Source organism: Vibrio sp. 1580 (genome assembly GCF_033340055.1).
On the sequence record NZ_JAWOVT010000010.1, the window covers coordinates 154,150 to 175,765 of the forward strand.

Consider the following 21,616-nt stretch of genomic DNA (forward strand, 5'->3'; position numbering starts at 1 on the left):
AAAGGTCGCTACTTTTTATCACTATTAGATTGGTCTTCTTCGTCGAGAAGAATGTTGTGCCCTTGCCGTTCAAGATCTTCAAACTGATCGCTTCTTACCGCCCAAAGAAAAACGGCGACAGCAACACAAACGAGAACGATAGCGATGGGAATCAATATATAAAGACTTTCCATGTTTGCTTTCTCTACTTATTTCTCTTTGAGCAGGCGCAAAGAGTTAGATACAACGATAATTGAGCTTGCAGACATGCCAACTACTGCAATGTAGGGAGCCACTAAACCTGCGACCGCCAAAGGCAAAATTAACAGGTTGTAACCCAAAGACCAAGCCAAGTTTTCTCGAATAATCTTTCTTGTACGCAGTGCAAGCAAACGTGCTTCTAGTAGCTTTTCGAGATTATCCCCAAGTAACGTCATATCTGCAGAAGCTTTAGCGACATCTGTACCACCGCCCATTGCGACAGAAAGGTGAGCTCCGGCGAGAGTCGGCGCGTCATTGATTCCATCACCAACCATCATAGTGATACTGTTTTCGTCCAAGCTCTTAAGGTATGCAAGCTTATCTTCTGGCTTTGCTGACGCGACGATGTGATCGATACCAATTTCATTCGCCACTGGTTGGGCGTTTGAGAGAGAATCACCAGTTAGCAGGGTTGTCTTAATTCCAGCGTCAGCAAAACGTTGAATAAAGGCTTTGCTTTCTTTTCGGATAGGGTCGCGGTAGTAAAAGCTAGCGACATGCTTGCCATCAACCGACAGATAGACCGCCTGGCTTTCACCACTTTCTTTGCCTTGAACAAAAGCCGCACTGCCTATCTTAACGATTTTGCCATTCCATATCCCTTCAATCCCTGACCCAATCACGTTTTGCACATCAGACACGATAAAGTCATCATTGGTGAAAGTTGCAAAAGAACGAGCGATAGGGTGGTTTGCATGAGCCTCTAAAGCTGCAGCTAGTGATAGACAATCTTTCTGTGGGAGATCACTAAGTACCTTTGTTTCACAGATCTCAATATCACCTTTCGTTAGAGTGCCTGTTTTATCTACAACTAAGTGGTTGATCTTACATAATGTCTCAAACACATGGCCTTTACGAAGTAAAATGCCAAAATTACCCATTCTAGAGGTAGCACAAGTGAGTGCGGTCGGTGTGGCCAGAGATAGCGCACATGGACACGTAGCGACTAACACAGACAGCATGATCCAAAACGCATCATCTGGTTTTGTTTGATGCCAGTAAAACCAAGTACCAGCAGAGATGATAAGAATCACACCAACAAAGTAACGGGCGACAATGTCTGCAATTTCCGCAATTTTAGGTTTGGAGTGTTGAGCTTCATCTTGTAAACGCACGATGTTAGAAATCATTGAATCGGCCTTTGAGCTTACTACCTCAAGTTCAAATGATTCGTCTCCGTTTAGCGTTCCCGCATAAACAATATCGCCTTCTCGTTTCACAACGTGCACTGACTCACCCGTTAGCATGGATTCATCAATATGAATACGGCCTGAAATAACTTTACCGTCAGCGGGGATATGTTCACCAGGTAGAACGCGGATACGATCGCCAACTTTTAGCGTCTTCACGGGTATCTGATCACCGTCCAGCGTTGTAGCAATTGCCGGAATCAACTTAAGAAGGTTACCACTCGCTGCAGCAGCTTTGCGACGAGCGCGCATCTCTAAGAATCGACCTACTAACAAAAAGAAGGTAAACATCGAGATAGATTCAAAGAAGACTTCGCCTTGTTCAGTTACTGTTGCAACTAAACTTGCAACATAGGCAAAGATCAACGCGATAGAAACCGGGACATCCATACCAAGGGTTCGGCCTTTGATACTGCGCCATGCGTTTAAGTAAAATGGAAGAGCGGAATAAAGCAAAACAGGAGTAGCAAAAATCAAACTTACCCAACGAAAGTAACTTTTAAACTCTGGCTCTAAATCACCAAAGACTTCGAGATACAGTGCAACGGCGAGCATCATGACCTGCATGGTTGCTAAACCTGCAATACCTAGCCGATATAGATATTGCTTCATCATTCGATGGTAAGAGGCTTCTTGCTTATCTGCTTCAAAAGGTGCAGCTTTGTAACCAAGTTTATGTATAACGGAAAGGAGCTCGCTTAACCGTACCTGAGTTTTATCCCAGGCTAGTAACGCTCGATTGGTGGTTGTATTAACACGGATAGATACCAACCCGGCCGTATTAGAAACTTGCTTTTCGATTAACCACGCACAAGCGGCACATGAAACGCCTTCCAAAGAAAGGGTTACTTCAGAAACATTTTCGCGATTTCGTACGAATTCAGATTGTACATCCGGATTGTCATAATGAATTAAAGCTTGGAGTTGCTCTGGTACTAGATCTGCCTTTTCTGCAGGCGCAGTGCGGTATTGGTAATATGAGACAAGACCACTATCGACAATAGTCTGCGCCACAGTTTCGCAGCCCGGACAACACATGTCGCGAATTTCACCCAATATTTCTACTTTGAAATCCGTGTTGGCTGGTACATCTTCACCGCAGTGATAACAGGATTTACACATATGCTTACTTCATTAACGGTGTTGAAGAGGCAGGAAACTCAACTTTACCTTGGATCATCCATTGCTTGTCGTGTGGTTGTAGTTCAACAAACCATGGTCCTTGAATAGATTCCTCAGCTTTTAGTCGGTAATTACCAGATGCATCCGCTGTTACAAGCTTTGTGAAGTCACGATCAGGAAGAGTACGATGAGTGAAAGTGGCCGTTAGAGCAGGGTAATGAGGTAGCTTCCCTTTAGCGAAAACAATCACAACATTGTTATTTTCAGAGGAAATCTCAGCGTTAAGACCTAGGTCACGAGCGACATTCATTTTACTAATGTCGATATTAATGCCTTTGCCTTTTTTATAGTAATCCTCGGCGACTAAAGAAACAGAGTTGTTCGAGAAAACGACCACAGTAATCACAGTCCAAACTACGACAGTAAGAGGAAGGATGATTAGGAACCACGGCCAAAATTGTTTATACCAAGGCTTTACCATAAAAAAGTTCTCAACAGCTAAATGAAAAAATGTAAGGCGTTAAATTTAAAGGAAAGACAGCCCCTATGAAAGGGGCTGTTATTGCTATGTTACGTAATATCTCAGTTACTTACTCTCTGAGTTACTTAAACTCCAGACATATGAGGCAACGAGCTGAACTTTATCTTCACCCAAAATGTCTTTCCACGCAGGCATTACGCCTGAGCGTCCGTTCATTACGGTTTCTGTTACAGCTGCACGAGAGTCACCAAATAACCAGTCTTGGTCTGTAAGGTCAGGCGCACCGACTGCAGGGTTACCCTTACCATCGGTACCATGACAAGCTGCACACACTACGAAGCGTGCTTTACCTGCCGCGGCTTCACGAGCATTTACTTTACGACCAGATAGACTAAGTGTGTAACTTACAACTTCTTGAACACCTTGCTCACCAAGGGCATCTTTCCATGCTGGCATTTGACCAATACGGCCGTGCATGATGGTTGTAACGATCGCTGCTGGCTCGCCACCATATAGCCATGCATCATCAGTCAGGTTAGGGAAGCCTTTCTGACCACGTGCATCAGAGCCATGGCATTGAGAACAGTTTTGCAAAAACAAACGCTGACCAACTTTTAATGCTTCAGGATCTTGCGCAATTTCAGGAATTGGGCGTAGACCACTGTCATTGTGCGCAAGTTTACGGAATGCTTCGCCGAAGTAAGCGTCGGCATCATCCAGTTCTTTTGCATATTGGTTTAGTTGCTTGTTCTCTTGTGCTGCAGCGATGGCTTCTTTTGACTCTTCTAGTGAGCGAACGGTTTGAGCCGAACTCTGCCAGTTTAAAAAGCCCTTGAAGCTACCTAGGCCTGGGAATAGGGCAAGGTAAACTGCTGCGAACACAAATGTGCTTACAAACAGGTAAGTCCACCACTTTGGTAGAGGGTTGTTTAGCTCGCGAATACCATCGTACTCGTGGCCCATGTCTTCCCCTTCCTCGACGCCCATTTTATCTTTAGCGCACCAAGTCAGGAGAATCGCACAGCCTACTAGCGTACCGACAGTAATCACGATAATCCAGAGACTCCAGAATGTAGTCATTACTTCTTCACTCCTTGGTTATTAGGGGTCTTTTGTTCTTCGTCAGCAAACACCAAGTTGGCATCTTCTTCAAAGCGTGCTTTACGCTTTTTACTAAATGCCCACCATACGATGCCAATAAAACTAGCGAAGAGTACAACGGTATAAATACTATGAATTGTACCGAAATCCATATGATCCCCTTACTTCATTGCATGACCAAGAGACTGAAGGTAAGCGATGATTGCATCCATCTCTGTTTTACCTTCTACTGCTTTAGCCGAATTCGCGATCTCTTCATCAGTGTATGGAACGCCGAACTGATCACGAAATAGCTCAAGTTTCTTCTGAGTTAGCTTACCGTCTAAAACGTTTTCAGCTAGCCACGGGAAACCTGGCATGTTTGACTCAGGTACAAGCTCACGAGGATCTAACAGGTGAACACGGTGCCATTCGTCAGAATAACGACCACCAACACGAGCTAAATCCGGGCCTGTACGCTTAGAGCCCCAAAGGAATGGGTGTTCCCAAACACTCTCACCAGCAACAGAGTAGTGACCGTAACGTTCAGTCTCTGAGCGGAAAGGACGAACCATCTGGCTGTGACAAACGTTACAACCTTCACGGATGTAGATATCACGGCCTTCCATCTCCAAAGGAGTGTAAGCGCGCAGATTTTCTACAGGTTCAGTCGTTTGCTTTTGGAAAATCAGAGGAGTGATCTCTACAAGAGCGCCCCAACTGATAGCAAACACGATAAAAATAGCCAACAAACCGACATTACGTTCTAAGATTTCATGGCGATTATTAGAATTATTACTCATTCTTAAATCTCCTTATGCCGGATGTGGGATAGCTTTTAGGCTTTCTTTTGGTGCACTTACCGTTTTGTACGTGTTATATGCCATTAGGAACATACCAGATAGGAAGATAAATCCGCCTAGGAAACGTACAAAGTAGAACGGATAAGACGCTTCTACAGACTCAACAAAGCTGTAAGTTAGCGTACCGTCAGAGTTAACCGCGCGCCACATAAGACCTTGCATTACACCAGAGATCCACATCGCAACGATGTAAAGAACGGTACCGATTGTTGCTAGCCAGAAATGCACATTAACTAGACCAACAGAGTACATACGCTCTTGGCCAAATAGGCGAGGTACCAAGTGATATACAGAGCCGATAGAAACCATCGCAACCCAACCTAACGCACCAGAGTGAACGTGACCAATGGTCCAGTCTGTGTAGTGAGAAAGTGCGTTAACCGTCTTAATCGACATCATCGGGCCTTCAAAGGTAGACATACCGTAGAACGACAGTGAAACGATTAGGAAACGTAGGATAGGGTCATAACGAAGCTTATGCCATGCACCAGATAACGTCATAATACCGTTGATCATACCACCCCAAGAAGGAGCAAATAGAACCAGCGACATAACCATACCTAGAGACTGAGTCCAGTCTGGTAGCGCTGTATAATGAAGGTGGTGAGGGCCTGCCCAAATATATAGAGAAATAAGTGCCCAGAAGTGAACGATAGATAGACGGTAAGAATAAACAGGACGTTCAGCTTGTTTAGGAACGAAGTAGTACATCATACCTAGGAAACCAGCGGTCAGTAGGAAACCTACCGCATTGTGTCCATACCACCACTGAACCATCGCATCCACTGCGCCCGAGTAAATCGAGTAAGATTTACCAAGTGACACAGGAATAGCCATGCTGTTCACGATGTGAAGTACTGCTACTGTGATAATAAAGGCACCGAAGAACCAGTTTGCCACATATATGTGTGACGTGTTTCGTTTCACCAGTGTGCCGAAGAACACCACCGCATATGATACCCATACTAGCGCAATTGCGATATCAATAGGCCATTCTAGCTCAGCATACTCTTTACCCGATGTTAAACCGAGAGGCAAAGTAATGGCTGCTGCCAGGATGATTGCTTGCCAACCCCAAAAGGTGAAGGCAACGAGTGGGCCACCAAAAAGACGTGTTTGACATGTGCGCTGTACAACATAATAAGACGTTGCGAACAGAGCACTGGTACCAAACGCAAAAATTACCGCATTAGTATGCAGTGGACGTAAGCGACTGTACGTCAACCACGGCGTATCAAAGTTTAGCTGTGGCCAAACTAATTGAGCGGCAATCAAAACACCAACAGCCATACCAACTATGCCCCATAAAATGGTCACAAGGGTAAATTGGCGAACGACTGTATAGTTGTAGTTTTGTTCAAGCTGCTTTACTTGGCTCATTTGCATGCTTCCAATTTCTAATTAACTACACTTTTACTTCCAACACGACTTGCGTCGTAACACCACCCAAGTAAACTCTAGAATTCAAGTGTTATCATCACCTTATTTCCATTGCTGACTTTAATAAAAAGTGGCATTTTCAGCGTGACACTATACTTGAATTAACAATTCAATGACAGGGTAGTAACCTTACTGGACCTCTGGAAATCATTTTTTATTTAAAAAGTTTGAAGTTTGTAACAAGGATATTAGTAATTATGCCTGCACAAAAGTTAACAAAGGCGCGACTTGCACAAATCTTAATCATGCTCAGTGTTTTAATAGGCGCATTTTTCTGGCGTACCTTTACACACGAGAGTGTTAATAGCGTTGACTGTTCACAAAAAGAACGATGCGATGTAACAATTGAAGGAGAAATAATCACGATTAATCGTGACTCAATGGGAATTTCGCTCGAAACGACAGAAAGTAGCACTCTAAAAATTGATCTAAATCAATCTGGTAATTTTATCAATCTCAACGAAAAGCATAAGTCAGTAGAATGGGACATCATGCCTGAATCGAAAAAAATCACCTTTAAAAAAGGTGAAAACATTGTTGTAGTTCAATTATAAATACGATCTATCACGAGATAATCGTAACTTATTAATGAAATTAACACCTTCTTACCTAGAGAAAATTGGTTGGAATGGTATAACAGCAGAGTGATATCCAATTATAAAATCGTATGCATTGCCAATCAGTTTTTACTCATATTAAAGATGAAGACTCAGCGATAAAAACGCTCAGGTCCGAATTGACACAACAGAACTTGTCTTACGTGATGTGTTACTACACGGAAGAATACAATTTCGAGTTGATTCGAGAAGCGTTTCTTGCGCATTTTCCTGGTGTGCCTTTTCATGGCGCCAGTTCATGTCAAGCCGTAATGACAGATCAGGGCTTTCATACAGGACCAGTAATTGCGGCACTTGCTGTTTATGATACAGGTCCTCATGCTTATGGTACTGGTATTTCTAATCACAACTCAGGTGACAGCGTCACCAAGGCTTTGGATATGGCCCTTGAGAACGCAAACCGTGTAGGAGAGGTACCAAACTTAATTCTACTTCATGCTACACCAGGGCAAGAGGAATCAATCATTGCGTCTATAGATGAAAGATTTGGAACTCTAATTCCAATTATTGGTGGTTCGGCCGCTGATAATAACATCGCTGGGAAATGGTCTGTGATAACCGCCCAAGGCTCTCAAACTTCAGGTTTAAGCTTAACTCTCTTTTACTCCTCTCAACCTGTTGATATCGCTTTTAGCGCTGGGCATACACCAACTAATATCAAAGGTGTTGCAACCAAGACCAACGATAGATGCTTACTTGAAATTGATAATGAACCTGCGCTCAATGTTTATAGAAGGTGGACAAATCACCAGGATAACCAAGTAGGTAAAGATAATATGCTGTTTACAAACTCGAGTGCTTATCCATTAGGGCGGATCGCAGGTCATCTCTATGATCGCCCATATTACAAGTTATCCCATCCGATCCGTGAGACGCCAGATGGTGGAATCGAGTTGTTTACACGAATAGAAGAGGGTGACGAGCTCACATTAATGAAAGGAAGTCGTGAGCATCTCGTTGCGCGCGCTGCAAAAGTCGTCAATGCCGCTTTTAACCAAAAATTAGAAGAGTCTCGAAAAATTGGAGTGATAAATATCTTTTGCGCAGGTCCCATGTTGCACTTAATGCAAGACATGAATAGCGTTTGTGAACAAATTAACCAAGAACTAGAACATTTGCCTTTTATTTGCCCTTTTACTTTCGGCGAGCAAGGTAGATTTATTGGTGGTGAGAATGGACATGGAAACCTGATGATTTCATCGGCTATATTCCATAAACCTTATGAAAGATAAATACTTAGACATATATCAACAGGAAGCGCTTCAAGAAGCGTTAGTTGAGCTAAAGCAGGCTAGACAAAGAGAACGACTACTCGCTGATGAAAACAAGGCCATTCTTTCCGCGATATCTGCGATGAGTGAGGCAAAGAATCGGCATGAGATATTTACGGGATTAAACAATGTCCTCAAAAAGTACATCAACTTCGATGATTTTATTGTACTGACTCGTGATGGTGAACGATATCCCTTCAAGACATTGATATCAACTAATAGCGTATTTGATAATGTATCCTGGTTACACGGTAACACCTATCAAAGAGCTCTCAATGGTGAATGCATTCTACTGTTCGAGCCAGATAAACTCGCTGAGTTTGTTAACTTAAACAGCTTTATAAAAAGCCATGTAAACTCGGTCGTTTTAACTGGTATACGTTCAGAAGTAACGCAAACCGTAATCCTACTTATTGGAGCTCAGAAAGGGCACTTTAGCATAGAGAATAAGGAAACCTTGAGGCGGTTTCGTCCCTTAATTGAAAGGGCGGTCATTGATATCGAGACCAAAGAGAAGTTACAACGTATCGTTGAAGTAAGAACAACTCAGCTCGCTAAAGCAAGAGAAGAAGCAGAGCTTGCGAACCGCTCTAAGTCGGAGTTCTTAGCGATGATGAGCCATGAAATAAGAACCCCTTTAAATTCCGTTCTTGGAATGCTAGATATACTGAAGCAATCAACCTTGTCAGAAGAACAAATTGATGCTTTGAGCCAAATGGAGTGCTCTGCAGAGTTACTTCTCGCGATAATCAGTGACATTCTTGATCTTTCTAAAATCGAGTCAGGTCGCTTTCAGCTCAATGAACAATGGATTAACTTAAGAGACACTGTCACTTTTGTTATTTCTCAGCAAAAACAAATCGCTAAGAAGAAAAATCTTAAATTCAAGCTCAACTGTACTGTCACTAATGACAAACAATTTTGGATTGACTCCACGCGGTTATCTCAAATTCTGTTTAATCTAATAGGGAATGCAATAAAGTTTACAGACGAAGGTGAAGTAAAAGTTTCTGTATCTGAGCAAGATGCTGAACTTGTGATCTCAATATCTGACACTGGAATTGGTATATCTAAAGCAAAGCAAGAGCACTTGTTTACGGCATTTCATCAAGGAGACCGTTCCATCACGAGACGCTTCGGTGGTACAGGACTGGGGCTCGCAATAACCAAGCATTTAGTTGAAATGATGCGTGGCAAGATTGCCGTTAAAAGTGATGAGCATGTTGGTTCAACCTTTACGATTTCGATTCCAGTTTTGACTCGTTGCAATCAAAATCGTCCAGTTAGAATCGAAACCAATCAACCGACAAAAGCAATGGAACTTCTCGTCGTAGAAGATACCGAGTCGAATCAGTTCGTAATAAAGCTTATCTTAAATAAGCTTGGCCATAATGTTCATATCGCAAGCCATGGAGCAGAGGCATTAACATTTTTAGAGGAGAATGAGGATTTAATCGATTTGATTCTCATGGATGTCTCGATGCCAGTGATGGATGGAATTACCGCAACAAGACTTATTCGAGATAAAGGCCTCAAGACTCCAATTATAGCGTTAACTGCACATGCGCTAGAAAGCGATAGAGATAAATGCCTGGATGCCGGGATGGACGGATTCATTTCCAAGCCTGTTAGAAGACAAGATATCTTTGAAGCTATACGGTCATTTCAATAAGTAAAAAGGCGTTAATATAGATCTTAACAATCGATAGATTATTAAGATCTATATTAAGTATTTTATGGTAAATAACCATTATGTTTAATGCTAAAGCCCTTAAATTTAAAATCTGCAGGGGAATAGGAGCATACTCAGACAACATTTAGCGTACAGCAATACGTAATTTAACGTAACACATATAATGCGCACCAAGGGGTGAGATCTCAAAGCAATAATGTCCGGTTTTAGCTACTTTAAAATGTCCTCCTAAGATTAACAACATTGTTTGCTTTTGAGGCTTTAACCGACGCTCTAATCGCTCCGCAACGAAATCTGCCAAAAATCACGAGCTCAATTGCGTTCTGAAACATTTATAAGCCTGTGGTTATATGGAGGCGAATGTACTTTTCGGGGTATTTGTAACGATAGCGTTTTCCTTTCTTCAAGTTGGACTTAACGTACCTACACACTTTTTGGTCACCACTGCCCGTTACTCTTTTTATTACTGCGTTTTTACTTTTGTGCTCCATTTCTATCATGACGTCACAATACCCTTGGTAGCCATCAAACTTATTGTCTACTTTCTTTTGAAGCTTAGTCTTAATCTTTTTAGCCAACAGGTTCGTTTCTGAATCGTCAGCAAAAACTGAAGTACTTGCAAAGATCAGTATCATTAAAGTTACAACGTATCTCATCGTTTTGGTCCGTTTATGTTGTTGATTGTTCGATGATAAGTAATTTTTCTGTAGATACGAAAATGGGACGCCACATTGCGTCCCATTTAACATGATGAAGTAACTGATATGTAATTAAGCGCGCTTCTTGCCTTTGTTTGCTTTGAAGCCCTGGTGCGGAAAAACGTTACGAATCCTCTGTTGAACTTTTTTGGGAATGCCTTTGGAAAAACTTAAGCGCATTCCTGTTCGTTGGCTATACACCTTCATTTCACCAGTAAACGGGTTATGCTCACTAATATCCTGTAAGTTGTGTTTGAAAGAAGGAGGTAGATGCCCTTTTACGTTACTAATATGGCCATTATCGAACTTTACTTTTAACACCGGCCTATCGACTGCGATCAACCAAAAGATCACGATGGCTGCAATTAAGATTACATATAACATTTGGCACTCCCTATCCTAGCTAGATAGCAATTTACTCAAATCCTCTTTAATTGAGGTAACTTTTTGACTCGCTTTTTCACTTCTCGACGCTTCGGAAAGCAAATATTCAATTGCGTCAGATAACGTACAACCAAGTTCATTCGCTCTACTAGAAAGCTTTTCCCAAACTCGGTAATCTAAATCAATGGATTTCTTCTTTGTATGGACTTGCTCTGCATTGAAGTGACGTTTCCGTTTCGCTCGGATAGCCTGCTTGAGTTTATTATCTAACTCTTCTGACATGTGGTTTTCTATCCAAGCTAAGACAAGTGTAGGCTCGTGTTCAAGGCGTTTTAGTTCTGCGACCGCTGCATCTGCTTCGCTTGTATCAATATGTCGGGTAATCGCTTCACCATCTTTCCATTTTTTGATGAGATACTTCCATTTCCACCCACATTCTAGATTCTCAAGCTGCTGATATTTCATTTGTTCCGACCCATAAACATAACCTAGTGACAGCGTAACCCAGATGGTTTACTTGGGCAAATAAAACTCTTAGAAGTATCGATGTTGATCACTCATTTGTCTAAGTATTGTTCATTGAGAGATGAATGCCGAGAGCAAACCAAATTGGTGCTAGGGTGTTATAGTCCGTTTCGTTATAATGTCGGCAAGATTGAATTACGATGAATTTTAATGAACCAACTTAATTGGCAAGACGTAACACCTTCACTTGAGCAGTACGAAGCACTTTTAAAGTCTGCACCTTCGTTACCAAAGAAGTCTTTTACTGATCTCCAACCGAGAATGTCGGCAACGATATCTCGTTTTTCAAAAATTTCCGGATTGACGCGAGTACTACTCATTAACTGCGTAGATAATTCTGTATATAGAGAGTTCATCAGTAAAGCTCTTCAGAGCCAGTCTAACGCTGCGATAGTTTTTTCGGAATCACTTGATGCCAAACGTTTATTTGACCGTTACAGTGTTGATGTAAGTGGTGATATTGCCTTCCAACCTGGTTTAATTTCACAGGCAGATAACGGTTACTTAATTGTACCGGCTAATCTAATTTTGGCTAACCCAGGACTTTGGCCAAATATAAAGTCTGCAATTCAACAAAACCTTATCGAACCACTGAACCTAAGCCCTACTCGTTTACCTACTTCAGTACCGCAAGCTAAAGCTTATGATGTAAAACTGATTGTAACAGGAGAAAGAAGTCAGTTAGCAGAGCTAGAATACATCGATGAAGACTTCTGTTCTGGCTTTGCCATGTATACGGAAGTTGAAGAAGATATTCATCTGTCAGAGCAGAATTTGACAGATTACTTTGGTTTAGTGAACTGGATATGTTCTCAATATCAGCTGCCTCACTTAACTGAATGTGGTTTTAGAAGATTGTTGCTGGCCGGTATGAGATTTACTGAAGATCAACATTATCTGCCTTTAGGAGTAATGTGGCACTCTCAACTTCTAACGCTTGCTAGCCAGTTCAGTGATGGCCACGCATTAGATTACAAGTCGTTAGATAAAGCGATTGACGATAAGTATTACCGAGAATCTTACCTTCCTCAGCGTGCCGTGTACGATATTTTAGATGGACAAGTCATCATTGAGACAACTGGGGAACAAGTTGGTCAAATCAATGGCCTAACCGTTATTGATATGGCTGGGCACCCTGTCAGCTATGGTGAGCCTGCGCGAATATCTTGTGTAATTCATTTTGGTGATGGCGATGTTTCCGATGTTGAGCGCAAAGCTGAGCTTGGAGGCAATCTACATGCAAAAGGCATGATGATTATGCAAGCTTTCTTGAGCTCTGCTCTGAAACTGGATGAACCACTGCCTTACTCAGCCTCCATCGTATTTGAACAGTCTTATAGTGAAGTTGATGGTGACAGCGCATCTCTTGCAGAACTTTGTTGCTTGGTAAGTGCTTTATCTGAATCTCCAATTAATCAACAAGTTGCGGTTACAGGGGCTGTTGATCAGTTTGGTCGAGTGCAAGCCGTTGGTGGCTTGAACGAAAAAATTGAAGGTTTTTATCAGGTTTGTAAACATCAAGGTTTTACAGGAAATCAAGGTGTTGTGATGCCAAAATCAAACCTTAAACACCTTGCATTACATAAAGATGTAATAGAAAGCATTAAAAATGGTGAGTTCCATATTTGGTCCGTTTCTACCGTAGATGAAGCTATTCCGATTGTAATGAATAAACCTTTTAGAGGTGAAGACGATAGCATTATTGGCAAAATAGCGGAACGTATTGAAAACTTTGAAAGACATGAGCATCCAGAAGGAATTGTGCAGCGCATCAAAAACTGGTTTGTCTAGTACTGATCGGAGTTGTTTAGCGTACACGTGTTCACTAAGATGCAGCTATCAAAAATTGGAGTAATTGATAATGCAAAACAAACGTGATTCTTATAACCGTGACGATCTACTTGCTTCTAGCCAAGGCGAACTGTTTGGGCCTGGTTACCCTCAGCTTCCTGCGCCAAACATGCTAATGATGGATCGTGTTACTAAAATGTCTGAGACTGAAGGCGATTTTGGTAAAGGTTTGATCTTGGCGGAATTGGATATTACTCCAGATTTGTGGTTCTTTGACTGCCACTTCCCTGGCGACCCTGTAATGCCGGGTTGTCTTGGCCTTGATGCGATGTGGCAACTTGTTGGTTTCTTCCTTGGCTGGGTTGGTGGCAAAGGAAAAGGTCGTGCTCTGGGTGTTGGCGAAGTGAAGTTTACAGGTCAGATCCTGCCAACAGCGAAAAAAGTGACGTACGAAATCCACATGAAACGCGTTGTAAACCGTAAGCTTGTGATGGGTTTGGCTGACGGTCGTGTATGTGTGGACGGCAAAGAAATCTACGTAGCAAAAGATTTGAAAGTTGGCTTGTTCCAAGACACTTCAAGCTTCTAATCACGATTTTAATCGATTTATTAAGGCTCCTATTTAGGAGCCTTTTTGTTATCGAGTGTTAACCTACTTCCCTATGTCCCTATAATGTAGAAAAGGCTCCGTAGAGCCCTTTCGAATCCTTCTTTTTGTATGTGGAGAGTTTATTTGTAGAGACCAGATTGTCTTTCATCTCTGGCATCACGCCAACCACCTAACCAATACGACCGAGCATCAACTTGTTGATATGGGCAAGCCTCTTGAGGCCTTCCATTCAATCCAGCTTTGTAGCCTTGAGATTGAGCTCGTTCTAGGCGATCACGCTTTTGTCTCTTCATAGTTAATTCCTCATACAGGTCCATTTACTAACGTACAGCTGTTATTGTGAAACTTTGATGGAGTTTTTATGACTCCACTTATAAGAATCGATCAAAGTAGGCAATTTCTCAAGGCATAAAAAAAGCAGAGACTCAAATGTGTGAGCCTCTGCTTGATTTAAAAATTACTGACGATTTTTAACTATTTTCTACGGAACCCAAACAATCCAAGCATGGTCAAAGCTAACCAACCAAGGCCTGCACCTTGACGCTCTGTCGTCGTTGAGTCAATGCTTCGAGATACGATGTCGTCCTTAGTTGCGTCAGCAATAGGTACTAGTTTGACTGCTACAATTTGCTCTTCAGAGCTACATGTCGCATTGTTTGCTGTTGTGCTATAACCACCTGCACATTTCATAGCAGTACCAGAGATCACACCTGCATCATTGATATCAGTTGCGTCGATAATACGGAACTGATTGTTTTGTTCAGAGTAATCACCGCCATTAGTCAAACTGTCTAGGAACCAAGCTTTTCCATTAAACAATGTTGCAGCACGTTCACTAGTCTCGCCACCTAGGCTATATGGATAGATAAAACCGCGCTTACGACGTGGCTTGCCATCGTCTTCACGAGTCGTTTCCGCATCAAGTTGCCCGACGATTTCATTGTAAGAGTTGATACCGCCCATCTTACCGCCCGCACCGCTAAAGAAAATGCCAGTAGTTGGGTAAAAAGCGCTAATAGAATCCTTACGAACATCATCTACGATAAAGAGACGATTCGGAGCAGAGCCCGTTGGCATTAAGTATCCGCCCGAACGTTTCGCTTCACCAATAGCAACAAAATTAGAGTTAACGTCGGTTAAGCGTGAGTTTGTATGAACCGTATCATCACCTTCGCGCTGTCTAGCTCCTACAACAACTTTATTTTTCCAAGTTGCGTTTTCAACGCTACCTTCGGCTTCTAGAGTTCCGACAAAAACAGTCGCATTCAGGTAGTTATCATCACTGTAAGTGTTGTAACCTACGCCATAGACCGTTGTTCCATCAGTGACAAGGTCACGCATGCTCCCTTGAGCTAACCTTTCTCCATCTTTAGATGTGCCACTAGGCCAAGCCAATTCACTGACGGTTCCGCTTTGATCCCAAATCGCTGCTTTTGATGTGTGGTGAGAACCATTGGTATTGCTTGCTGTTCGAGAAACACTGCCAACAGTAAAAATGCCGTCTGTGCTCCAAGCATGGCTTTGCACAACACTTGCGTCACTATCGCCAGTAAGAATATTTGGCTCTACTGGTGCAACTACGGTATTTCGTGTTTCTAATGTAGAAGTATTTTCTGTGCTAACTTTACTCTGATTACCGACAGCTGCACCACCCTCGGTAAGCTGGTTGATAACATTGTTATATTCATTTTTATAAGCAGCAGAATCTTCTTCTATGAACGCTAACGCATTAGAAGTAAAGTCTTTACTACGTTCTTTATTCCACGGCGTCCAGTTTACTGAAGCCCATGAGTCACAGGTGGAATAGCGAAGCTGGTTGTAACAGTAACGCTCAAAGTCTTTGAGTTCTTGGATGTAATAAAAGCCAGCGTCTAATCCGAATGGGATTTCTTCACGATAGCTGTTCCCATCCACGGCTTGTGTCGCTGAAATCGGCGTAGTGCGAGTTTCCATTGCAAGTTTAAACTGCTCTGGCGTGCAGTTTGCTGCTGCATCAAAGCAGCCTAAAGCGAAAGGTGAACCTGTTGAAGGATCTGTACCTGCATCGCCCTGTTGAATTGCAACCCCGTAAGCCGTTTGGTAGTCACCGTTTGAACCATGATCCTGAGGTGAAACCTCAACAACTTGATACAATGCCGCCTGTGCGTTCATTGTGGTACCAACCATCATTGCAATGGCGGTCAATTTGAATTTATTACTACAATTCATTGAATTCTTAACTATCCTGTTGCATTGCTTCGAGTTCTTCCCATCTCTCGAATGCGATTTCCAACTCCTGCTCTAGTGCAGCAAGCTGTTCCAATACCGGCTGAGTTTGCTCTACAGGTTTAGCAAAGAACTCTGGATCGTTCACTTGCTCCTGAAGGCTCTCGATATCCGACTCTAATTGTTCAAGTTTAGCTGGTAGAGCCTCTAATTCTCTTTGCAGCTTATACGATAACTTCTTCGAATTGTTCTTAGGTTGCGTAGTTTTGGGAGTTTCCTCAACCACTTTCTCTTTCTTCGTTGGTTTTTCAACCTGACTGCGCGAAGCAAGAACTTGGTCACGCTGCTGTTTAGCATCATGATAACCACCAACGAACTCTTCGATTATACCGTTACCCTCAAAAATCCAGCTGGTTGTTACTGTGTTGTCTACGAACTCACGGTCGTGACTCACTAACAATAATGTACCCTGATAATTGGCAAGCATTTCTTCTAAAAGTTCCAACGTTTCGATATCCAAATCGTTAGTTGGTTCATCAAGAATAAGTAAGTTGTTTGGTTTCAACAAGATACGGGCTAGCAATAATCGGTTTTTCTCACCACCAGAAAGTGCCTTAACCGGGGTTCTGGCGCGCTTAGGTGCAAATAAGAAGTCTTGAAGATAACTCAGCGCATGACGCTGACGTCCCCCAACCATTACTTCTTGTTTCCCATCCGCTAAGTTATCGATCACTGTCTTTTCTGGATCCAAAATCTCTCGGTACTGATCAAAGTACGCGACTTCTAATTTTGTTCCGCAGTGTAAACGACCAGACTGCGCTTCCAATTGCCCCAATAGCAATTTAAGTACCGTACTCTTACCGCAGCCATTTGGTCCGATAAGTGCAATACGGTCACCACGCATGATGTTAAAGCTAAAGTCGTCGACAATTGTCTTGCCTTCGTAAGCAAAAGATACATTTTCTGCTTCAAATACAATCTTACCTGAACGAGAAGCATCATCGATGTTTAGGTTAACTTTACCTTGAACTTCACGGCGGTCACGACGCTCTTCACGAAGTTTTTTAAGGGCTCGAACACGGCCTTCATTACGAGTACGACGTGCTTTAATGCCTTGACGAATCCACACTTCTTCCTGAGCTAGTTTCTTATCGAACTCAGCATTTTGCATTTCTTCGACGCGAAGCATTTCTTCTTTGTCATTCAAATACTGTTCGTAATTACCAGGGAAAGAAGCTAATTGACCGCGATCTAAGTCAACGATGCGTGTCGCCATCGACTTGATGAATGCACGGTCGTGAGAAATAAAGATGATCGAGCCTTTGAAGTCTTTTAAGAAGTTCTCTAACCATTCGATCGTTGTCACATCGAGATGGTTTGTTGGTTCATCAAGAAGCAATACATCAGGATCACAAACCAGCGCACGAGCTAAAGCAGCTTTACGTTGCCAGCCACCGGATAGATCGGTCAGTTTGGTTTCTGGGCTTAGTTTTAAAGCGCCAAGTACGTTCTTAACACGGTCATCAAAGCGCCAAGCATTAGAATGATCAAGTTGCTCTTGAACTTTCGCCAAACGGTTAATGTTCTTCTCACTTGGGTCTTGAGCAACAAGATCGAGAAGATCGTGATAAATCTTCAATTGTTCGCCGATTTCAGCCAAACCGCCAGATACGTATTCGTAAACCGTACCCTCTTGATTGCGCGGTGGATCTTGTTCAAGCCGAGAAACTACTACGTCTTGAGTTATTTGAATCTTGCCATCATCCAACAAAATGTCGCCGGCAAGCACTTTCATTAACGTGGACTTACCTGCTCCGTTACGACCAACTAAACAAACGCGTTCGTTTTCTTGAAGAGCGAACTCCGCTTTGTCTAGCAATGGGTGGTCACCAAATGCAAGTTGTGCGTTATGAATGGTAAGTAATGCCATTATTATCCAACCAATGTGTGAGTTGTTCTAAGTCAAACGGCCAGTTCAACTCAGAATCTTGATATTTTAATACGGGTATTGTGACGCCGTAACGAGAAAATAGTACATCATCGAACGCAATATCAATGATATCTGTTTGCTCGGCCAAACCGACTTGGTCTACTAGAGCAAATGCCATCTCACAAAGATGGCATCCCTCCGTGCTATACAATATCAGCACGTATTAATCCTTTTGTTTATACTACGCGTGCGTTACTAGCCAACAGTTATGAATCTGTTTATTACGCGCAAAATCTAATGGTAACGTTTGAGAAGAAATATTCTGAGCCTTCAAACCCAATTCAGCGAGTGATTCTTCATCCATCTTGAAGTGACGTTTGTTATTTGAAAATACGATTGTGCCTTCACTTCTCAGTAAACGTTTGAGGTTCTTCATTAGCTTAATGTGGTCACGTTGTACATCGAATGATGTTTCCATACGCTTAGAGTTAGAGAACGTAGGTGGGTCAATGAAGATCAAGTCGTACTCACCTTTTGCGTTTTCCAGCCATTGCAAACAGTCCGCTTGTTCATATTTATGTTGGCGCCCTACACAGCCATTAAGCTGCATATTGTCTTTCGCCCAGTTCAAGTAGGTGTTTGACATATCGACAGTTGTAGTGGAACGCGCCCCACCAACTGCAGCGTGCACTGTTGCACTACCAGTGTAAGCAAACAAGTTAAGGAAATCTTTACCCTGTGCCATTTCGCCAAGACGACGACGAGTGATCTTATGATCCAAGAACAGGCCTGTGTCTAGGTAGTCATGAAGGTTAACGATCAGCTTCACACCGTACTCGTTTACTTCGAGCGTCTCTGATACCTGACCTAATTTTTGGTACTGGCTTCGACCTTTCTGCTTCTCACGAACTTTCAGTACAACTTTGTTCGCTTCGACACCGGTCACCTGAATCGTCGCACGGATAATGTCCGTTAGACGACGCTTGGCTTTTTCTTCAGGGATGTTCTTAGGTGCTGCGTACTCTTGAATCACAATTTGATCGCCGTACACGTCGATCGCTACGTTGTATTCTGGAAGGTCTGCATCGTAGATACGATAGCAGTCTAGTTTCTCTTTACGCGCCCACTTGCCAATCTTGCCAATGTTTTTCTTCAAACGGTTTGAGAAGTCTGGTGCGATTTGAACGTTAGTATCTGCACCTTTCACTTCATCAGCGCTGCGCTCGGCAATGCTGTAGTTCTTTTGGTGACACGGTAACGCACCATTGTTCAATTTAAACTGTTTATCAGCGCGCATACGAAGGCAACTCAAGAGCTCGTCTGAGCTAGAGAAGATAGATGCTTTACATCCGCCAAACTCAGATTTTAGCTGTCCACCGAACGCGGTATAGAGCGCAATCAGCCCCGGCTCAGTTCCTAGACGCTCACCGTAAGGTGGGTTTGAAACGATAACACCGTGTTCAAATCCTGCGGGACGAGTAATAGTTGCAGCATCACCTTGCGCAAACTCAATCAACTCTTCAACACCTGCTCTGCGGGCGTTTTCTTGAGCGACTTTTAATACTTTGGGGTCGTTATCGAATCCAAAAAACTTAGCGTCAACTTTCTTGACACCTCGTCTAGCTTGAACATTAGCCTCTGATTTAATCTCAGCCCAGGTCTCCGGTTCAAAGTCTTCCAAAACTTCGAAGCCCCATTGTTTGCGCTTAACGCCAGGTGCCATGTTGGCTGCCATCATTGCCGCTTCAATAAGCAAAGTACCAGAACCACACATTGGATCGAGTAATGGTTGATGCCCATCCCAGCCACAACGCATGATAATCGCAGAAGCAAGCGTTTCACGTAATGGCGCACGACCCGATTCTGGTCGATAACCACGCTGATGAAGACCACTACCTACCATGTCTACCCCAAGCAACGCTTTATCTTTATGCAAACGAACGTGAATACGAATATCTGGGCGTTCTTTGCTGATATTAGGACGTGGCAAGCCTTTGTTCTCAAAGCAATCTACGATGCCATCTTTGACCTTCATAGCTCCGTATTGGCTATTTCTAATCTCACGGTTTGTGCCGTTAAAGTCCACAACAAAGCGTTTAGAGCTATGAAATTGGTTAACCCAGTTAATAGTGGAAGTGGATAGATACAAGTCCATGTCGTTGTTACACGTGAACTCAGATAAAACACGTACAAATCGAGACGCTAAACGGCTCCACAAACAACAGCGATAAACCTGTTCGTTTGTCGCTTTAAATTTTACGCCTGCCTGTACTGGTTTCGCATTTTCAATGCCTAGTTTAGTCAGTTCTTCAACAAGCAAATTTTCCATGCCATTTGAAGTTACCGCGAGATATTGATTCATAGTGTTCTTTCGCTGATAAAAAATGGCTTCAATTATACCTGACTTTACGATCAATGCCTCGTTTTTAAAGGTATTTTCCCACCCGTTAGTTCAAATCATCACCACTCAAATGATCTAAAACTTTCAACATCTTTAGTTTGAATGTTTTTCATTCATGAACGTATTTTGTTTCCTTTAGAAGAAGTGAATACTTATTTACATGCATTTTGGTATATACCAGTCTGGATTGGTTGATGTAAATTACTTACAAATACCCTTTATAGGGGAATAAATAGGGTTGTTTTAGGCGCTAGGTTGCCTAATTAAAGGAGTAATCAAATTGAAATAAGTAAAATAAAAGTGACCAGCTTCATGTTTGCATGCATAGAAAACAAACAGTTTCATGGTCTTTCGGATTGGAGTGTCAGAGGAAAGGACAAAAAAAATCGACCCAATAAGGTCGATTAAGGCAAACAAAGGAACGAAATAAAGAAAAATTAAACAGCTTTAACCCACCATTGCCATAGGGGTCATTGCAAAGAGGTGATTTGCACAAGCCATGCGATCATGCATTACTTTAATCGGCTGCCCAAATTGAAGCGCCTTATTGCCATCAAGAACAAAGGCTTCTTGGTTAACATAAGCACATAAGCTCGATGTTTCGCCTGGTTCTAGAACGATGAACATACCATCAGAATATTGATTTGTGAGAAAGACCATGTCCCCTTCTTGAGGTTCATAATCAGAGGACTGTGCATCGAAGAACCAGCTCTTAGGCTGTACAGGTTTATGAAAACGCTTTGCAGCAACACAATATAGTGTTAATTCAGCTTGGCGATATTCACTGATATCGAGACAACGAATGCGCTCATTAAACGTTTGAAATGCGCTGGCGTCATCAACGGTAAATTCACTGTTTGAGAAGGCACAGTTAACCAACAATTTTCGGGATAGATTGGTTTGGAAAATCATTTCCTCCCCCAGATCCAGCATTAAGCAAGCTTTTTGCTCGTCAAAATACCAATTCCATTTGTCGCTGGGTTTAAGCATTATTCCGTTCTCTCTTGACTAGTTAAATCAGTGGTAAAGAGGTAAGACGCTTAATTACCTACTCGTGATTTTTAAATTCTACAAA

Annotated in this window: 21 protein-coding genes; 5 read left to right on the forward strand and 16 right to left on the reverse strand. The window is 42.5% G+C overall.

The window, feature by feature from the left end:
- Positions 1-8 precede the first annotated feature (8 nt).
- The 7 genes from ccoS to ccoN form a co-directional block, all read right to left on the reverse strand.
- The gene (ccoS, locus tag R7093_RS16960; RefSeq protein WP_005377493.1) at positions 9-173 is read right to left on the reverse strand and encodes a cbb3-type cytochrome oxidase assembly protein CcoS; all 165 of its coding nucleotides are present in this window, start codon (positions 171-173) and stop codon (positions 9-11) included.
- A 15-nt stretch (positions 174-188) separates the two neighbouring features.
- A complete protein-coding gene (locus R7093_RS16965; protein ID WP_047102300.1) occupies positions 189-2,552 on the reverse strand; it encodes a heavy metal translocating P-type ATPase in 2,364 nt (787 codons plus the stop codon).
- Positions 2,553-2,556: 4 nt separating this feature from the next.
- Positions 2,557-3,033 carry a FixH family protein gene (locus tag R7093_RS16970; RefSeq protein WP_005377489.1) on the reverse strand — a complete coding sequence of 159 codons (477 nt, stop codon included), beginning with the start codon at positions 3,031-3,033 and terminating at the stop codon, positions 2,557-2,559.
- 105 nt (positions 3,034-3,138) lie between these two features.
- Complete coding sequence (gene ccoP / locus R7093_RS16975) at positions 3,139-4,113, reverse strand: cytochrome-c oxidase, cbb3-type subunit III (protein WP_005377487.1); 975 nt, start codon at positions 4,111-4,113, stop codon at positions 3,139-3,141.
- On the reverse strand, positions 4,113-4,286 hold the full coding sequence (locus tag R7093_RS16980; RefSeq protein ID WP_005377485.1) for a cbb3-type cytochrome oxidase subunit 3: 174 nt from the start codon (positions 4,284-4,286) through the stop codon (positions 4,113-4,115). Before R7093_RS16980 ends, ccoP begins: the two co-directional genes overlap by 1 nt.
- A gap of 9 nt (positions 4,287-4,295) precedes the next feature.
- Positions 4,296-4,916: a cytochrome-c oxidase, cbb3-type subunit II gene (gene ccoO, locus R7093_RS16985; RefSeq protein WP_318146752.1), complete on the reverse strand. Its 621-nt coding sequence runs from the start codon at positions 4,914-4,916 to the stop codon at positions 4,296-4,298.
- Between the two features lie 12 nt (positions 4,917-4,928).
- Positions 4,929-6,356 (reverse strand): cytochrome-c oxidase, cbb3-type subunit I, encoded by a 1,428-nt coding sequence (gene ccoN, locus R7093_RS16990; protein WP_005396488.1) that lies wholly within the window; start codon positions 6,354-6,356, stop codon positions 4,929-4,931.
- A 257-nt stretch (positions 6,357-6,613) separates the two neighbouring features.
- On the opposite strand from ccoN, the gene R7093_RS16995 reads away from it, so the two are divergent.
- The 3 genes from R7093_RS16995 to R7093_RS17005 all read left to right on the forward strand — a co-directional run bounded on the left by R7093_RS16995 (position 6,614) and on the right by R7093_RS17005 (position 9,976).
- Positions 6,614-6,970 (forward strand): hypothetical protein, encoded by a 357-nt coding sequence (locus tag R7093_RS16995; protein ID WP_005377473.1) that lies wholly within the window; start codon positions 6,614-6,616, stop codon positions 6,968-6,970.
- A 113-nt stretch (positions 6,971-7,083) separates the two neighbouring features.
- A complete protein-coding gene (locus tag R7093_RS17000) occupies positions 7,084-8,265 on the forward strand; it encodes an FIST signal transduction protein (RefSeq protein WP_017634895.1) in 1,182 nt (393 codons plus the stop codon).
- Positions 8,255-9,976, forward strand: a complete 1,722-nt coding sequence (locus R7093_RS17005) for an ATP-binding protein (protein WP_047102304.1) — start codon at positions 8,255-8,257, stop codon at positions 9,974-9,976. The genes R7093_RS17000 and R7093_RS17005 overlap by 11 nt, the downstream gene beginning before the upstream one ends.
- Positions 9,977-10,329: 353 nt before the next feature.
- On the opposite strand, the gene R7093_RS17010 is transcribed toward R7093_RS17005, so the two are convergent.
- The 3 genes from R7093_RS17010 to matP form a co-directional block, all read right to left on the reverse strand.
- Positions 10,330-10,653, reverse strand: coding sequence for a hypothetical protein (locus R7093_RS17010; protein WP_065274540.1), 324 nt, complete (start codon positions 10,651-10,653; stop codon positions 10,330-10,332).
- A gap of 114 nt (positions 10,654-10,767) precedes the next feature.
- A complete protein-coding gene (locus tag R7093_RS17015) occupies positions 10,768-11,079 on the reverse strand; it encodes a DUF3634 family protein (RefSeq protein ID WP_005377468.1) in 312 nt (103 codons plus the stop codon).
- Between the two features lie 15 nt (positions 11,080-11,094).
- Complete coding sequence (matP, locus tag R7093_RS17020; RefSeq protein ID WP_005396497.1) at positions 11,095-11,544, reverse strand: macrodomain Ter protein MatP; 450 nt, start codon at positions 11,542-11,544, stop codon at positions 11,095-11,097.
- A gap of 210 nt (positions 11,545-11,754) precedes the next feature.
- Between matP and R7093_RS17025 the strand changes: the two genes are divergently transcribed.
- Both R7093_RS17025 and fabA read left to right on the forward strand, forming a co-directional pair.
- Positions 11,755-13,395, forward strand: a complete 1,641-nt coding sequence (locus tag R7093_RS17025; protein ID WP_005377458.1) for a Lon protease family protein — start codon at positions 11,755-11,757, stop codon at positions 13,393-13,395.
- A 70-nt stretch (positions 13,396-13,465) separates the two neighbouring features.
- Positions 13,466-13,984 carry a bifunctional 3-hydroxydecanoyl-ACP dehydratase/trans-2-decenoyl-ACP isomerase gene (gene fabA, locus R7093_RS17030; RefSeq protein ID WP_005390081.1) on the forward strand — a complete coding sequence of 173 codons (519 nt, stop codon included), beginning with the start codon at positions 13,466-13,468 and terminating at the stop codon, positions 13,982-13,984.
- 140 nt (positions 13,985-14,124) lie between these two features.
- Here fabA and rmf read toward each other — a convergent pair whose 3' ends face one another.
- From rmf to R7093_RS17060, 6 genes are all read right to left on the reverse strand, one after another.
- Complete coding sequence (gene rmf, locus R7093_RS17035; protein WP_318146753.1) at positions 14,125-14,298, reverse strand: ribosome modulation factor; 174 nt, start codon at positions 14,296-14,298, stop codon at positions 14,125-14,127.
- 181 nt (positions 14,299-14,479) lie between these two features.
- Positions 14,480-16,213: a DUF3466 family protein gene (locus tag R7093_RS17040; protein WP_005390080.1), complete on the reverse strand. Its 1,734-nt coding sequence runs from the start codon at positions 16,211-16,213 to the stop codon at positions 14,480-14,482.
- Between the two features lie 7 nt (positions 16,214-16,220).
- Positions 16,221-18,140, reverse strand: coding sequence for an ABC transporter ATP-binding protein (locus R7093_RS17045; protein ID WP_005377449.1), 1,920 nt, complete (start codon positions 18,138-18,140; stop codon positions 16,221-16,223).
- Positions 18,118-18,360, reverse strand: coding sequence for a glutaredoxin family protein (locus tag R7093_RS17050; RefSeq protein WP_017821808.1), 243 nt, complete (start codon positions 18,358-18,360; stop codon positions 18,118-18,120). The genes R7093_RS17045 and R7093_RS17050 overlap by 23 nt, the downstream gene beginning before the upstream one ends.
- Positions 18,361-18,381: 21 nt before the next feature.
- Entirely contained in the window at positions 18,382-20,502 is a 2,121-nt protein-coding gene (gene rlmKL, locus R7093_RS17055) for a bifunctional 23S rRNA (guanine(2069)-N(7))-methyltransferase RlmK/23S rRNA (guanine(2445)-N(2))-methyltransferase RlmL (protein WP_053350765.1), read from the reverse strand.
- Between the two features lie 486 nt (positions 20,503-20,988).
- On the reverse strand, positions 20,989-21,531 hold the full coding sequence (locus R7093_RS17060; RefSeq protein ID WP_005377444.1) for a cell division protein ZapC: 543 nt from the start codon (positions 21,529-21,531) through the stop codon (positions 20,989-20,991).
- Between the last annotated feature and the right edge of the window lie 85 nt (positions 21,532-21,616).

Excerpts from the sequence above, each read along its gene's own strand:
- R7093_RS17005 (WP_047102304.1), top strand. The coding sequence starts at position 8,255 with ATGAAAGATAAATACTTAGACATATATCAACAGGAAGCGCTTCAAGAA.
- R7093_RS17000 (WP_017634895.1), top strand. The coding sequence starts at position 7,084 with ATGCATTGCCAATCAGTTTTTACTCATATTAAAGATGAAGACTCAGCG.
- R7093_RS17015 (WP_005377468.1), bottom strand. The coding sequence starts at position 11,079 with ATGTTATATGTAATCTTAATTGCAGCCATCGTGATCTTTTGGTTGATC.
- R7093_RS17060 (WP_005377444.1), bottom strand. The coding sequence starts at position 21,531 with ATGCTTAAACCCAGCGACAAATGGAATTGGTATTTTGACGAGCAAAAA.
- R7093_RS17045 (WP_005377449.1), bottom strand. The coding sequence starts at position 18,140 with ATGGCATTACTTACCATTCATAACGCACAACTTGCATTTGGTGACCAC.
- R7093_RS17025 (WP_005377458.1), top strand. The coding sequence starts at position 11,755 with ATGAACCAACTTAATTGGCAAGACGTAACACCTTCACTTGAGCAGTAC.
- R7093_RS17010 (WP_065274540.1), bottom strand. The coding sequence starts at position 10,653 with ATGAGATACGTTGTAACTTTAATGATACTGATCTTTGCAAGTACTTCA.
- R7093_RS16980 (WP_005377485.1), bottom strand. The coding sequence starts at position 4,286 with ATGGATTTCGGTACAATTCATAGTATTTATACCGTTGTACTCTTCGCT.
- rmf (WP_318146753.1), bottom strand. The coding sequence starts at position 14,298 with ATGAAGAGACAAAAGCGTGATCGCCTAGAACGAGCTCAATCTCAAGGC.
- fabA (WP_005390081.1), top strand. The coding sequence starts at position 13,466 with ATGCAAAACAAACGTGATTCTTATAACCGTGACGATCTACTTGCTTCT.
- R7093_RS16965 (WP_047102300.1), bottom strand. The coding sequence starts at position 2,552 with ATGTGTAAATCCTGTTATCACTGCGGTGAAGATGTACCAGCCAACACG.
- R7093_RS17040 (WP_005390080.1), bottom strand. The coding sequence starts at position 16,213 with ATGAATTGTAGTAATAAATTCAAATTGACCGCCATTGCAATGATGGTT.
- R7093_RS16995 (WP_005377473.1), top strand. The coding sequence starts at position 6,614 with ATGCCTGCACAAAAGTTAACAAAGGCGCGACTTGCACAAATCTTAATC.
- matP (WP_005396497.1), bottom strand. The coding sequence starts at position 11,544 with ATGAAATATCAGCAGCTTGAGAATCTAGAATGTGGGTGGAAATGGAAG.
- rlmKL (WP_053350765.1), bottom strand. The coding sequence starts at position 20,502 with ATGAATCAATATCTCGCGGTAACTTCAAATGGCATGGAAAATTTGCTT.
- ccoN (WP_005396488.1), bottom strand. The coding sequence starts at position 6,356 with ATGAGCCAAGTAAAGCAGCTTGAACAAAACTACAACTATACAGTCGTT.
- ccoP (WP_005377487.1), bottom strand. The coding sequence starts at position 4,113 with ATGACTACATTCTGGAGTCTCTGGATTATCGTGATTACTGTCGGTACG.
- R7093_RS16970 (WP_005377489.1), bottom strand. The coding sequence starts at position 3,033 with ATGGTAAAGCCTTGGTATAAACAATTTTGGCCGTGGTTCCTAATCATC.
- ccoS (WP_005377493.1), bottom strand. The coding sequence starts at position 173 with ATGGAAAGTCTTTATATATTGATTCCCATCGCTATCGTTCTCGTTTGT.
- ccoO (WP_318146752.1), bottom strand. The coding sequence starts at position 4,916 with ATGAGTAATAATTCTAATAATCGCCATGAAATCTTAGAACGTAATGTC.